15 protein-coding genes, 1 tRNA gene and 1 pseudogene are annotated in these 14,515 nt (G+C 33.1%); 6 read left to right on the forward strand and 11 right to left on the reverse strand.

Annotated elements, in window-relative coordinates:
* The first annotated feature begins 51 nt into the window (after positions 1–51).
* The 3 genes from IPM56_03970 (at position 52) to IPM56_03980 (ending at position 2,564) form a co-directional block, all read left to right on the forward strand.
* The gene (locus IPM56_03970) at positions 52–648 is read left to right on the forward strand and encodes a sigma-70 family RNA polymerase sigma factor (protein QQS37121.1); all 597 of its coding nucleotides are present in this window, start codon (positions 52–54) and stop codon (positions 646–648) included.
* Positions 645–2,201, forward strand: a complete 1,557-nt coding sequence (locus IPM56_03975) for a hypothetical protein (protein ID QQS37122.1) — start codon at positions 645–647, stop codon at positions 2,199–2,201. The genes IPM56_03970 and IPM56_03975 overlap by 4 nt, the downstream gene beginning before the upstream one ends.
* A gap of 291 nt (positions 2,202–2,492) precedes the next feature.
* Positions 2,493–2,564: transfer RNA gene (locus IPM56_03980), tRNA-Asn, on the forward strand.
* Here the strand turns inward: IPM56_03980 and IPM56_03985 are convergent.
* The 11 genes and pseudogenes from IPM56_03985 to IPM56_04035 all read right to left on the reverse strand — a co-directional run bounded on the left by IPM56_03985 (position 2,526) and on the right by IPM56_04035 (position 12,100).
* Positions 2,526–3,389, reverse strand: coding sequence for a zinc ribbon domain-containing protein (locus tag IPM56_03985; GenBank protein QQS38219.1), 864 nt, complete (start codon positions 3,387–3,389; stop codon positions 2,526–2,528). The genes IPM56_03980 and IPM56_03985 overlap by 39 nt on opposite strands.
* A 306-nt stretch (positions 3,390–3,695) precedes the next feature.
* Positions 3,696–4,145, reverse strand: a pseudogene (locus IPM56_03990) (recombinase family protein).
* A gap of 422 nt (positions 4,146–4,567) precedes the next feature.
* Positions 4,568–5,209, reverse strand: a complete 642-nt coding sequence (locus tag IPM56_03995; protein ID QQS37123.1) for a hypothetical protein — start codon at positions 5,207–5,209, stop codon at positions 4,568–4,570.
* A gap of 64 nt (positions 5,210–5,273) precedes the next feature.
* Positions 5,274–6,002: a tetratricopeptide repeat protein gene (locus IPM56_04000; GenBank protein ID QQS37124.1), complete on the reverse strand. Its 729-nt coding sequence runs from the start codon at positions 6,000–6,002 to the stop codon at positions 5,274–5,276.
* Between the two features lies 1 nt (position 6,003).
* Complete coding sequence (locus IPM56_04005) at positions 6,004–6,699, reverse strand: hypothetical protein (GenBank protein QQS37125.1); 696 nt, start codon at positions 6,697–6,699, stop codon at positions 6,004–6,006.
* A 470-nt stretch (positions 6,700–7,169) separates the two neighbouring features.
* Entirely contained in the window at positions 7,170–7,568 is a 399-nt protein-coding gene (locus IPM56_04010; protein ID QQS37126.1) for a hypothetical protein, read from the reverse strand.
* Between the two features lie 197 nt (positions 7,569–7,765).
* The gene (locus IPM56_04015; protein QQS37127.1) at positions 7,766–8,128 is read right to left on the reverse strand and encodes a hypothetical protein; all 363 of its coding nucleotides are present in this window, start codon (positions 8,126–8,128) and stop codon (positions 7,766–7,768) included.
* Positions 8,129–8,196: 68 nt separating this feature from the next.
* Positions 8,197–8,565 (reverse strand): hypothetical protein, encoded by a 369-nt coding sequence (locus tag IPM56_04020; GenBank protein QQS37128.1) that lies wholly within the window; start codon positions 8,563–8,565, stop codon positions 8,197–8,199.
* 10 nt (positions 8,566–8,575) lie between these two features.
* On the reverse strand, positions 8,576–8,989 hold the full coding sequence (locus IPM56_04025; protein ID QQS37129.1) for a hypothetical protein: 414 nt from the start codon (positions 8,987–8,989) through the stop codon (positions 8,576–8,578).
* Positions 8,990–9,056: 67 nt separating this feature from the next.
* Positions 9,057–9,563, reverse strand: coding sequence for an NADAR family protein (locus IPM56_04030; protein ID QQS37130.1), 507 nt, complete (start codon positions 9,561–9,563; stop codon positions 9,057–9,059).
* Between the two features lie 623 nt (positions 9,564–10,186).
* Positions 10,187–12,100, reverse strand: coding sequence for a hypothetical protein (locus tag IPM56_04035; protein ID QQS37131.1), 1,914 nt, complete (start codon positions 12,098–12,100; stop codon positions 10,187–10,189).
* 655 nt (positions 12,101–12,755) lie between these two features.
* On the opposite strand from IPM56_04035, the gene IPM56_04040 reads away from it, so the two are divergent.
* The 3 genes from IPM56_04040 (at position 12,756) to IPM56_04050 (ending at position 14,497) form a co-directional block, all read left to right on the forward strand.
* Positions 12,756–13,103, forward strand: a complete 348-nt coding sequence (locus IPM56_04040) for a hypothetical protein (GenBank protein QQS37132.1) — start codon at positions 12,756–12,758, stop codon at positions 13,101–13,103.
* Positions 13,104–13,743: 640 nt separating this feature from the next.
* The gene (locus IPM56_04045) at positions 13,744–14,106 is read left to right on the forward strand and encodes a hypothetical protein (GenBank protein ID QQS37133.1); all 363 of its coding nucleotides are present in this window, start codon (positions 13,744–13,746) and stop codon (positions 14,104–14,106) included.
* A 172-nt stretch (positions 14,107–14,278) separates the two neighbouring features.
* Entirely contained in the window at positions 14,279–14,497 is a 219-nt protein-coding gene (locus IPM56_04050) for a hypothetical protein (protein QQS37134.1), read from the forward strand.
* Positions 14,498–14,515: the final 18 nt, after the last annotated feature.

Genomic DNA, 14,515 nt, shown 5'->3' on the forward strand with positions numbered 1-14,515 from the left:
ATTTCTTCCTAATTTTTATGGAACATTGATTGAAGGGATGCGTCTAAAAAGATGAAATTCAGAAAAAAGAGGACTGTGATTCCGCAATTTCAAATTTTGAACCTTGATGATGATTTCTCACTAATAAAAAGATTTATTGATGGGGATGAATCAACATTCCGTACACTCGTTCAGAGACATAAGGAAAAGGTGAGGAATATTATATACCTTACTTTAAGCACATCCGATCCAGTTGATGACATAACCCAGGAAGTGTTTATAACTGTATATAAAAATTTAAAGCGGTTCAGGTTTGAGTCGCAGTTTTCGACATGGCTTTACAGGATTACTATAAATAAATGCAAAGATCATCTGAGAAAAATAAAGGTCAGAAATATTTTTTCACCGGTTCATGAAGATGAACATGAATTAGCGTACAACGCAGATCATGATAAATTTGATTTAACAGAAATTGTGAACAAGGCAATTACAAAACTTCCTGATAAACTAAGAATCCCGTTGTGTCTTAAAGACATAGAAGGACTTAGTTACCAGGAAATTGCGGATACAGTCTCTTGCGAAATCGGTACTGTTAAGTCACGGATATTTAGAGCGAGGGAAGGATTAAGAGAAATTCTTAAACCCTACCAGCAGGAGTTAATGCGATGACAAATAAAGATTTTGAAATTTTATCTGCCTATCTGGATGATGAATTATCACCATCCGAAAGAACAGATTTCGAGACGGAGCTTGCTTTATCGGCAGAACTTCGAAACCGTCTTGATGAAATGAAAAAGATTAAGAAGCTTACAAATCAATCATTCAAACAGCTTAATGAATCTCCATATCTTGAAACAAGGATTATGGTAGCAATATCAGAACGGAAACATTGGTATTCAGGATTGAAACGGTTTGTTCCGGTAGTTGGTTTTGCATCTCTGGCAATAGTGATAATGGTTTTCCTGAAATTTAACCCTGATGTAATAGAAGAACTGGTTGAGAAACAGAAAACCAATCTTGCTGGTTTTTACACAGAGAACCTTAAACCATTATTATTTGCAGCAGATCTTTCCAATGAAGATATCTTCAACTTTGCGTTCTACAAACAACTTCCGCTGGATAATGACAATAAACAATTTTTGCATCTTGGCTCTGATGCAGATGGAAGTGAGTTCTTTGAGATTAAAACAGCAAGTTTTGTAAGTGATGAAAATAATTTTGAGAAATTTGTTCGTGTTCTTAATCTTGATGAGAAGCAAAGAGAAAAAATGGATTCAATTCTTGAAGCTTATGCGCTCGAATTACAATCCCAGGTTCTTGTTAATGATAAAAATACGGTTGCGATTAATCCGAATCTTTGGAATTACAACAAAGCAATCGTCGCTGAACTCCTGGCTTTTGCTTCGACTGCAAATAAATCGGAATTCAACAGGGTAGTACCGGCTGGTTTTAGTATTCCAAATGTTGCAAATGTGGAAAGAGTTATTGAAAAAATAAAACTTAACAAGGATAACAATTATATATTCTTTACACCCGATACTATTTTCAGTGAACCATTAAATATTGATGAGGAGAGTATTTATGTTGAACTGCAGCGGATGAAGGAAATTCAAAAGCAAAATTTTGTTGAAGCTCAAAAACAATTAAAAGAGTCCATGGTTCTGCTAAGACTTGATAGTAACCTTGCAAAACTTAAACATGAAAAGTTCAATAAAAACTTCAGGGTTATGATCGATACAAACATTTGTAGAATCCATATCCCTGATGGAGAAAGTATTGTGATTGAATTGCCGGATTTTGACAGCATAACGGCGCACATCGATAAAGTTACACGTGACATTGACGCTTTCGCTTTTTCCATTCCCAAAACCAGGAAGGGAAGTTCGGATTATAAATTCAGATTTGAACTTAAAGATTCAATAGGACGTATAGGTATTCCTTTACCAAATATTGATTCACTTGTTCAGCTTGAAAAATTGTTTGCTGATTCCGTAGCCAAATTCAACCTTAAAAATTTTAATTTTAATCCTGATTCAATAGCTTCATTATTCCAATTCTGGACAAATGATTCACTTGCAAAATTTCAGAGCAAGGAGTTTGATCAACAGATGAAAAAGTTTCAGAAAGAAATGGAAATCTTCCGGAAGGAAATGGAAGAAATGAAAAAGAATATTCAAAAAGAAAAAATTGAAGTAAAAAAAGAAGAGCCGATAGAAATCTGAAAATCTTGAACATTCAAAATACCCTTCGAATGAAGGGTATTTTTATTTTAAATACGGGCTTAAAATTCTTGACAAAAATACTCATACTCCTTATGTTTGAAAGCCTTTTGGAAGAAATTCCGCGATAGCTCTCCCGATTTATCGGGACGGCTGTTATCCCGATAAATCGGGATGCAGGTTCTTTCTTTTGATGATACAAAAAAATATTTCTATCATAGTTCAGCAGAAAGATTTCGAATCTGTAAAGAAGATCGAAATAAAAAGCTATTTTTAGAAAATAAGATAAAATATTCCGCGATAGCTCAATGGTGGAGCATTCGGCTGTTAACCGAAGGGTTGCAGGTTCGAGTCCTGCTCGCGGAGCACTAAGGGATTTATGGTGTGTTTATCACTGTAAGTCCCTTTTTTTATTGATACTTGCGCAGGTTCGACCCGACCTTTTTTCACTCTTTTACCCTTAACGGAACTTGAAATATCTTTTAGTAGAGAAAGTGGCTTTTCAAATTGAATTTCAAGTTTCCGATCTTTAATTAAGAGGTTCGACCCGATTGAGCTTAAAATGATTCTTTTCTCTTCAACTGTTGCATTTTGAAATGCAGTAGCTGCGACACTACCAAACTTCAATAACTCTTTTACATTAGTTACAATATTATTATTAGACTTTTCAAACTCATCAATTATTAATTTTAGTTCTAGCTCCCGATTTTTATACTCTGATCTTTTACTAATAAATTCTTCCTCTGAAATAAGATCACCCAATTTTAATTCCATCAGTTTGTTGAACTTCTTTGACAAATTACTCAACTCTGTTTTATGAGTCTCTATGAAATCCTTATTTTTCTTGTTATCATTTTCAACATCATTCTCAATAACATCTATTGCAAACTGAATGAACTCTTCAGGTATTGTAATAGTTCTAAGGTAATCAACAATTTGTTCCTCCAATATTTTTACTTCAACTGTTTTCTGAGAGCAGTCTTCTTTTTTTCTTTTAGTACAACTATAGTAAGTGTAGTTGTGAACATTCCCATTTTTCTGATTCTTTACTTTATCCTCAGCTGTAATCATTGCACCACATTCGCCACATCTGATCAGGCCAGTGAATGAAAAAACCTTTGTTTCCGGTTTTGGATTTTCATTCTTAGCTAAAAGCTTTTGTATCCTATCATATTCAACTTTGGTAATCATTGGCTCGTGTTTACCTTTTATCCAGTTCCCACTTCCTTTGGGGTATTCATAGTAGCCATAGTAAAAGGGATTTCTAAGAATCTGATAAATAGTTGCTCGCCCGACACTTCTATTAAATCTGTTTGTTAAACCAAGCTCTTTAGCAGCTTTGTCAATGACTTGAGATGGTAGATAAGTACCACTAAGCATCCAATCAAAAATCTTTCTTGTCATTTCAAATCGTGCAGGGTCCTTCATCATTTCCTTTTCACCTTTTCTCTTAAGAGGATTGTGAAGGTAACCTAATGGTGGTTGCGCAGGATACCATCCTCTTTCGGCTTTAGCTTTTAATCCACGCTGAGTATTTTTGCTGAGATCCCTGATAAATTGATTAGCCATCCCTTGCTCAACGCTCATTAGCAGAACGTTATCCTCCGGATAATAACTTCTATCGCTGCATTGGATATGTTTAATAATTGATTTTTGCAACATCCAACTTATCGTACCAAAGTCAACAGGATTTCGAAATAGTCGATCGGTTTTCCAACATATAATTCCATCAGCCTCTCCGTTACCAATTCTCTCAAGCATTTTATTAAACACTGGACGACCTGGTGCTTTAGCTGACTTAGCTTCTGTAAGAATATCGACTACTTCTAATTTTCTGTCTTCAGCTATTTTTTTTAATACATCAATTTGCGAAGATATTGATTCAACCTGTCTGTCTTCGGATTCTGAAGATTTTCTTGCATATACAAAATATTTTGTCTTTATCATTATTAATCCTCCTGCATTTATTAAGCAGCCAGACTACCGGCTGCTACTAATTATACTTTTCTATTTTTAATTGTACGTACAACATTTATTAAATTACAAAGTTTTATGGCCTTTGATAACGCGGCTTCTTTTGTCAATTCTTCATTAAAAGTTTTTTTGTACAATATTTGAAATTTTGAAATTTGTTCATCACTTAGTTTCACTGAATTAATTTCCAAAGAGTTGATATTGTAGCTTCAACAACATCAAACCAAATTTTTATGGAAGTGATACTCCAACAATATCATTCCCATCGATTGTAGTACTAACACCATTACATTGGATGAAGTTGTTAGTGCTGAATAACCTAAATAACTCTGTATTCTTATACCGAATTGTGAAGGTTATTAAGTAAGCGGCTGCTACACCGCTTATGTTGATTGTTATCTGAGTAAACCTTTCTCATATAACGATATGATTGATTTAACTCTCAAGTTTTCTGAATTGGATTTTAAAAACGTCTTTTTGAATTGATCGTTTTTTGCTGAGCAACCTTGCATAAGTCTAGTCAGTGCATAAAAGGATAAAGAATGAATACAGTCAAAGGATAAAGGTTCAAAAATATTTTCAAAAATAATGTTACTTAACTTCCCTAAATTATTTTTATTATACTTTTCCTCAGTGTCCTTTTGAACATTAATAATAATTTCATCCAATGTTGCGGTCACACTGATTCTATCTAAGAGCAGAAATTCAACTTCGGAAATATCCGAGAATTGTTGATTTTCCAATTGCTTATTCCTAATACATTCTAAAAGATCCAATTTTTTGTACATTGGAATCATTGCGTGTCCAGATGACTGTAAATCCTGATTTATTCCTCCAAATTCTGTTTGTACACCTTTAGCAAAAGACTGATCATAATCATAACTGCTCACTTTTGCCAGGCAGCCAAATTCTGCCAATCCATCTAAATCATTTTTTGCAAATGCTATTTCTTTATTGTCTTTGACCGCCTGAATTAATAATAATTCTTCTTCCTCATCAAATACTTGCGGTACTTTTGAGAAGCCAAATGGTAGCACAACTTACTTTGTTCTTATAATAACATATTTCTCATTTTTCATAATAATTATTCCTATTTGAAGTTCAGTTATTGTTCTGATTCATTTGTTTATTCCATTCCGCAGCCAGCTTTAATTTTAGCCATCGCATTCCAAACTCGTCATTTAATTCCGCTGACTGATATAAAAATTCATCAGACTTATCTGTCTGACCCAAGTGATGATAAGACATTGCTAAAACGTAATATGCGTGTCCTAACAATCCCTCATCAGCGATAGCAGATATGATTGGATTCAATATATTTTTTGCTGCGTCGTAAGAACCATTTATATTAAATATTTTAGCTTTATATATGATCATTTTTTCATCTTTACGATCTAGTTTTAGTAAATCTTCAATTTCCTCTAATGCATCAGCATATTTACCCTGTGCATAAAGACTTTGGACTTTAATTTGTCTTAGATCGATTGCTTCCTCACTATCTTCAGCACCTTCAATGGCTATAAACTCATCACAGCATTCAATTGATTTGTTGAAGTCAAGAGACATATAGTAATAATTTGTCAGACTATATAGGGCGAGATCATTTGAATTATCAATAATTAATATCTCCTCCAGTGGGGTAATTGCTCCCAATAGATCACCCTTTGCCTCCTGTATTAATGATTTTAGTAATCGTGACTGTGTATCTTCAGAATGACTCTTTAAATACTCTTCCAGTAATTTTTCTGCTACATTGAAATCTCCTCTACCTAACGCTTCTATAACCTGATCAAAAAAATCTTCCGGATCATAAAACATAAAATCTTCCATACTATTTTTTCTCCTTTTGTTTATTTATTAAATCTAATAGATCTTTTGGATGTTGAAAGTCTGAATGGTCAGAAGCTAATTTTTTGCAGATCTTTTCTGCACTATTTATCTTATTGCTCAGATAGTAATTATATGCCTTTCCATAAAGAGCTATTTTATCATCTGGATGTACCATCAGTACAGTATCATATATTTCATTCGCAATACCATAAGCACCCAACTTACTGTAGCAATTTGCCCCACCTATTGCAGCGTGAATTGCCTGTTGAAAATTCTCATCGCTACTTAGTGCCGACGTATAGCTTCCTAATGAATTGAGTATGAATCCTTTATTCTCCTGATACTCGGCGTATTGATCATAAACTTCAAAATCTGCTTTACCTAACGCTATCAAGTGCTCCAACGTTCTAACATAAAGTTTTTTATCTCCGGTTTCATCGTATAACCAAGCTTTGTATTTAAGTGCTTGTACATCTTCTGGATCGATGTCTAGAGCGTTTAATACATAATGCAAAGCTTTAGCATAATCTTTGTTACGAAAATGAATATGAGTCAAGGCCTTCAGTACTACAATGTCCTTTCTATCAAATTCATTTAGTAATTCAAGAACAGGTAACACTTTATTGTGCGGTTTGGTATCAATATCATCCAAAACTTTATTAAGAGTATCTAGATAGTTTTCATTTGTTATTTTCATAAAATTTCCTTTTTAGTTAATCATTAAATATTATTTGTATCAATTAGTAGAGTCAATGACTTATTGTTAATAAAAGAGGCCCGATGTTATTAGTGTGGCAGGAACTAATTGTGCCGTCCTAGGCTTTCGCCAACATCGGACCAAAATATTAGTCGGCCCAACTAATAAACATCGCTGGACCTGGCTGTATTCTTAAAGAGGGGAAATGAGACCCTTGCCACGGAATACTACTACCATTACAATTTTGTGGCGAAACAGTAACGGCTTATAAATATGAAGGGCCAGTGCCGGTAGTAAGGGATCGGAACTACCTGGATCCCGTCGTGGGCTTTCACCACATCACTGACCCATTAAAATTTCTCTGTACAGGTAAACCCCTTTTGGACCCAATTATTATGCTTGTCAATTACGGCTGTATTTACGCAACCTATCTTCTACATAATAACTACCTCTGGATTAAGTAGATATCATCAAAAGGCGTTAATCAATCTGTCTTTATAATTGCCTAGTGCACTCTCTTTAATCTCTATCATCTCTTTTTCAACCTTTCGGACATATTTGGAATCAATTTCATCGATGAAAGTAAAGAGATATGCCTGCTCATTTATTTTATATTCATCTTCTTCTATCAGATCCAGGACAGATATAATCAGATAGTGGGCAATTTGATGCCTATCTTTACATTCAAATGCATAAACACCCTGCACATCATTGTCCTGTACTTCTCTATCCGTTTTCCAAAATTTCATAGTGTCCCCGCTATTATTTTGAACTCCTAAAATATTTTGACCCTTGAGTAGTGTTTGGAGAAAAGGATCTTCGTAAGTTGGTTTTGTAATAAACATTGTACTAAATAAAGGAAATTTCATAAAATTTCTCCTGTTTGAATTTTTATAAATGTGTTAATTATTAATCATAGCGTAAAATGAAAAACATATGTTGAGATTCCACAGCTTTATATACCAAATGCTGAATTAGCACCTGGTCTGAAAGTAACTTTTGTTTTTCTTTTCAACTTTAATTTCCTAATTAATTTGAGGCGGGTTATCCCCGCCCCTTGTTTGAATTATTCAAATATTACCATCTTGGGAAAGAATGGCCTGCTCCCATCCGAATTAATTACATCCATCACCATTACATCTTTCTCGACGGTCATATCGTACTCGAATTGATAAACATAAGGTTTACCAGGTACCACTTTTTTTATTCTATCAACTTTGAAAGTGAAAAATTTATCATATACCTTAACACCTGTATTCTGATCAACATCAAATATGCATGCACCTACCTCATCTGTACCAAGTGAATAACTAAATGCTGCCTGCCAATTAATCGTATCTGGACGATTTAATAATTGGTCTATCCACTTATCTGCATCGTGATAACCAGGTTGTAGTGTGTACAGCAAAGGAATTAAGTTTGAGTTCATAAAATTCACCTCCTTGAACTCGAAGGGGCCAGAAAATACTGGAATTGAAGAGCTCGTCGCTCTTTAGTCTATAACTTCTTGTATTCATTGAACGTGTAATACAAATAATGTTCATCCGTGTCGTCATCTACAGTTTCCAATGCAATAGATTTCACATCACTTTTGGATATAAAGCGAAAATAGTTTGTGTAAGAATTTCCCTCATTTACTGTGTGATCAAATTCCCAATTACCAATTACCTTTTTTACTGGAGTATTACCATTCCAAATAATAACTGCTGCATTTTCATCCGCGCCACCAGCAATAAAATGTTGGATTGAGATTACAGGTTTATGTTGTAATATCTTATCAACAATTTTGGTGTCATTTTTTCTTGTTGCATCAAGTTCCATTGCTAATTGTGATTTGTGTATAAACGACCCAAATAAAAGTTTCAATATTTTCTCCTTATAAATTTGGGAGTGTTCCCACTCCCGTTTTTTTGTTAATACTACCATCACTAAAAACTACATACTTAGGTACCTCGGTGTCCATCTTTTCATCATGTCCTAATTCAACATCAAAAGAACCAGAATCGAATTCTTCCAAGACCTCTACCTGAACATTCCATTGATCCTGACCATCTATATTTTTCTTCTCAATGTCAATTATTTTGACCCATTCAACAAATGAAACGTCATATTGATCGAACGTCGGAAAAGAATTAATATAAGCGATCGCATAACCCTCGGTTGAATTCTGAAGACCATTTTTAATTAGGTCTTCCAATAATTCAACATTTGGAATTTTACAAAGCACTTCGTCTTTATTGGAATCAATCAATGTCGTGAACAGAACCTGAAGTTTTAGTAAGTCTTTCATTTTTAATTAATGATTTTGGTTTACAGTGCAGCCCTGCGAGGCAGAGCTGCTTATTGATAATTTACTCTTAAGAGTTTTGTTCATCATTGTTCTTATTTAGATTTTTAACTAGCTTTTCTCTTATTTCCATCCATAATTTTCCAAATACATTTTCACCAATCCACTGACCATCTTTCCTGACTGCACCCCAGAATCTTGCAGATTCCCGATCGTGTGTTGTACAGTCTTCAATGATTGTAACATTACCAGTTGCAATCAACTTTTCTTCTAGATCAGGATGCTGATGGAGTTTTAATTCCAAACATTTTTGCATCAACGGAATATCACTTGGGGCCTCATCCCATTTTACACCACGATTTAGTAGCTCTCGATTTTTTCTTGCGATCATCTTTGCACCCATTGGGGATGGACACTCTTGAATTGCTTTTTGAATATCAGGATATCCTTCAAAGCGAAGCGCTTGAAATAATGCTTCGCAAGTTTTGTATTGCGTATCTTGGAATGTAACTGGATAAGCCGACATACAACTAAGCCAGCCGCTTTCTTCTTTTACTTTTGTTATTGTTATTTCCATAATTAAACTTCCTATTTTTAAATTGTTAATATTGTGTGACTGATACCAGACCAATTAAATTATCGCCTCATACCCTAATTGACTAAACATCTAAAATGGGACTCATTGTATATAAAATATTTCCAGTTCAGAGAGGTATCCTAGCCTTCCTTACCTTAGTACGTTATAAATACAACTACCATTACAGTTTGTAGCTAACCATGACAGCTTTGAAAATAAAAGGGGTCCCAGCCGTGACGTTAGTCTCGCGGTGGAAGCAGTCACGTCTGTCCATATTTCCGATTGACCGTCGGGGATTTCTCCCGCTGGGACCTATTAAAATCTGAAGTGAAGTTTTCCCCCTTACTTATTAATGGGAAAGAAGAGCAGATAATGTTAACCAAATATTCAGTCCCAGCCGTGACGTTAGTCTCGCGGTGGAAGCAGTCACGTCTGTCCATATTTCCGATTGACCGTCGGGGATTTCTCCCGCTGGGACCTATTAAAATCTGAAGTGAAGTTTTCCCCCTTACTTATTAATGGGAAGGAAGAGCAGATAATATTAACCCGGCTAAAACCATAAATATTACCTTAACCAATATAATTTTTAATAATATTTTACTGATTATATAAGCCTCGCCTAATTACATTTCAGTTAATAGTTCCTTTAATTCTTCTACTTTGGATAATCTTATTAGGATTTTATTTACTCTTTTTGAAACCGCAGGATTGGAAATTTTAAGTTTTTCTCCAATCTCTTCATAAGGTTCTTTTTTGATTAAGTGTTCATCTAGTAATTCTTGTTCTTCTGTATTACAGTATTTTTCAATTATGTCTCTGAAAAAAAAATCTTTAAGATTGATATTAATTGCCCTTTTTACATCAACACCAGGTTTTTTAATAGACATTGTATAATAGTTAATCTTATCTATTTCAGTTTTTGAAGTGTCCTCTTCCAATACAGAAAAACTCTTAAAATGTCCCGAGAGATTAAGCATTTCACTCTCAGGTTCATCATAGTCTATTTCAATATCTTTTAAATCAATTACTTCATATTTAGAAATTTCAGTTTCTTTTTCGTTTTTCTCCACTTTGAATGCATCAAGATCTTTTTCATCCCAAGATGTATTTTCCATAAATTGATCGACAACAAATCTTTTATTATACTCAAAACTCTGTTTACGCTCTTTCTCTTTTGACCGACTTAAACTTAGCCAGAATACATAAAATTTAAGAAAAGATAGAAATAACTGTACATTTATTAATTTAAGATCGATATCACTAATTTTATGAAGTTTAAAGACTGAAGAGAGCAAAAAGGTATATAGGTTAAGATTTTTAAAGTTAAGATATTTTAATAAAAGTGGATCAAATACTGGGGTTCTGTAACCGAGATATGGTGTACCTATATGCATTAGAATAAATAACCTTTTTTCTGGCTTAGTAAAGTTTTCGTTCTTATTTAATTCATTAAAAGTTTTTTTTGCCCATTCTCTATAACAACGTCGGAATAACATTTCAATTTCTAAATTAATTTGCTCAACCATTCCTTGTGTACTTGCGAACGTATCATTGATATACACGAGAACTAAAAAACTATTCACTGGCTCTGGTTGTGAATGATAGTGCTTGATTCGATCTATCCAATTCTGAATCTTTTCTATTTTCTCTTTACTTTTCTTTCTAACAAGAAATTCATCTAAAGATTGAAGCGCTTCCTTTACTATTTTATTAAGCTCCTCATTGCTTACGACTGTTTGTGTTTTATTGTTCTTATTTTCTTTTAATTCCGGTGACTGTTGCTCATTCTGAGGATATCTGGAAAGCAAGGATTTTACTGTTTTTAATATTAAACCGAAATCTGTCGATCTTAACTCTTCCAAAATCGGATCTTCAGTTAGGAAGTCTTTTAATTCCTCAATTTCTCTTTTCGTATATGTTCTTCTAAACTTTTCTTTTTTATTCTTAATATTTTCAACAATATTCTGAGTATTAATTTTCACAAAATATTGCGCGATTTTCCTAAAATATTCTTTTGAAAAACGTTTTTGAGTAGGCAACGTTTGATCAATTTCGGCAATTTCATCATAGGCGGCTTTGAAAAATAATTTTTGAACAGAATGTCCGGTCACATCTAAAATTGAATATTCAATTTTTAACTTTGCATTATCTGCTTCCTTCTTTGTGGGCCAGGTTTTTTCCTGCTTGGTAAGCAGTTCCCGTATGCGATTATTATAATCCATCGAATTTATCTTGAATGTTCGAGTATTCTTTAGTGTACTGCGGAGATATTGACCCTTTAAATCAAAATGTGTTGCTCGATAATACTCTAAATAGAAGGCTATATTGAATTCAGAAAATTGTTCTGATCCATATCTCTTAAAAAAAGGATGTAAGAATGATTCCGAAGAAAGAAGTTTTCCCCAATCGGGAATAAAAATTCTAAGTTCACCGGAATTTTGAAGACCTATTTCTTTCTTAAAGCCAGTCTTAAAATCAAGATCAACTGTCTCAATTATTAGACCTGTGCCGTCGCTAAATGTTATTTCTTTTTCCAATTATTCCACCCTTTAAATTTTGTCCTATACTTTTATCATTTAATATAAATAATTTAAAATTATTTAATCAAAATATTTAACATCTTTGAAAAATTGAGTTCTCTTTTGAAATTATTTCTTCTATTGTCTTTCATAATTTGATTCAGCTTAGTTTGTTCAAATCATTTTTAATGTTAGTATTTCGCATTTGTAGATTGGATTTTATTTCTATTGAACTATTCAACTGTTGAAAATACGGATTACTCTACGTTCATCGATGGTGGTGTAATTCCTAAAGCAAGTGTGATGAATAATAATGGCAATTTATGGATACCAAAATTCCAAACAGAGGTGAGGCTAAAAATATTGGAGGTTGGAAAATGGTTACATATAAATTAGCCGTAAGATTCGGCCTGATTATAATCTCTTAATTCATAAATAATAGCACAAAAACATTTTATTCAATAATTTGGATACAATACACAAACAGATAATTGAAACTTTCAATATTATGGTTTCTTTATTTTGGATTTCAATATCTGTTTTTATATCCAAGAATTTTAGGTATTAATTACAATTTTGAAAAATTTACATATTGTCTCACTTTTATTGTACTTGAAAAATTAAGTATTCTGTGTGGTACACAAAATGAATAAATAAAATCAAAAAAATAAAAATGAAATTCGACCCTGATATTACAATCAATGTTGTTAGAACCTGGGATGGTTTAATTAACCCTAGTTTAATCAAATGGAGTGGTGCAATTAATATTCACCGGAGGGATGCTAAAAGAATATTACAGCGTGAGATATGGAATTCCAGAAAATTTCATAATGATGGTGATGATTTTGTTTCGATATATATCTCAAGATTCTGGGGAGATGACAAAGGGATAGACTATTTATTACATCTTAAAGACCTGAAAAATGGTGAAACAAGAGTGACGCCAATGTATGAGATTGAATTTGTTAAGCATTCACATAGGGATGGCCATAAAAACTATATAGTGTTCAAGAAAAAATAATGGGTGTAGTAACTGCCATTCGTGGCGAAGACTACGAGGTATCAGCGAAAGCTATGACGGGTTATAATTCTATCACAGGATGTGTATCTGATGTTTCCCTGACCCAAAGAGACATTAAATTGTCCGCCTCTAAATACACAAGTGCTACACCCTCCTTATAAGAAAGCCTACTAATTGAGTAGGCTTTTCTTTTTTACTAATCTATTTCTGAAGTTCTTATCTAAAAAAAATATATTTCACTGAAAGATTATCTGAAATAGATTTATAGTGATCGGGCTATGTAAAACAATCCTTCCTGAGATTCTACTACTGTAAAAAAATTTAATCAAAAACATGCTTTTTCGTTCAAATTTCATGTCTTTAGCAATTTTATAATAAATATTTTATTTGCTACTTGACCGCATGAAGGGAAATTAATACATTATAAATAGTATCTTTCTTTTGAAACCACAAGAATTGAAATTTTGTAACCTGTCTATTGAAAACTAAAAATTTGATCTAAAAAGATCAGAAGCATATATTCAAATACTGGCAACATTTTGACAACCCACCTTAAGAACTAAAACATGGCGACTTTAATTAATATTAAACTGGGGTATATCCCAGGTCGAATCAAGTTTCATTAAATCACTATTCAAAAATGAAATCAGAAATCAAAACAATCGAATTACCAGTTATAGGATATACTTTTACCACTAAGTATTCCCTTGCCAGGAAAATGGAAAAAGATTTAAAAAATGGTAATACTATAAAATTTCATACTTTTAAAGAGATAATTTATGAGGATCGGTGTGTTTTTATAATTTATGATGCTGCTTCTAGTGAAGATCCATATGCTATTTATTTTGGGAGGGTCGAATTTACTTATAACGATCCTAATGTTAATCCACTTATATATAAATTTTATCCGATAAAGAAAGTGAACGTGGAAGAAATTAAATTCTGCAATATTTGCCACGAGCCCAGAGCAGTAATAGTGCAAAACACAGAACTTGAATCTTGACAAGTCTAAATAGCGGGATTATATTATAAGTTATAAGACTAATAATTGAAAACCTGAAACCAACCAATAGACAACCCTAATAACTTAAAAACTGAAAACTAATTTATAGGAATGCTCTTTCAATGAGAGGGCATTCCACCTGATCCCAGAAAACATACAAGAGGATAAAAAAATGTATAAAACAAAAGACTTTTATTTAACTGCGGTACTTGTACTGCAGGGTTATAAAATAAAGCAGCATATAAATGAAAATAATAAGTCTGTCTTTTATTTTGAAGATAGCGAAGGACTACGTGCATTAGTGTCGGATTATTTTTACGATAAAGTAAGAGTATCTCCGCATCAGTTTCAAACAAGTATTAAGACTGTGAAGGCACTTATGTACAATTAAAATTTTAATCAGTGGTAA

This window comes from Ignavibacteriales bacterium (assembly GCA_016700155.1).
GTDB lineage: Bacteria > Bacteroidota > Ignavibacteria > Ignavibacteriales > Ignavibacteriaceae.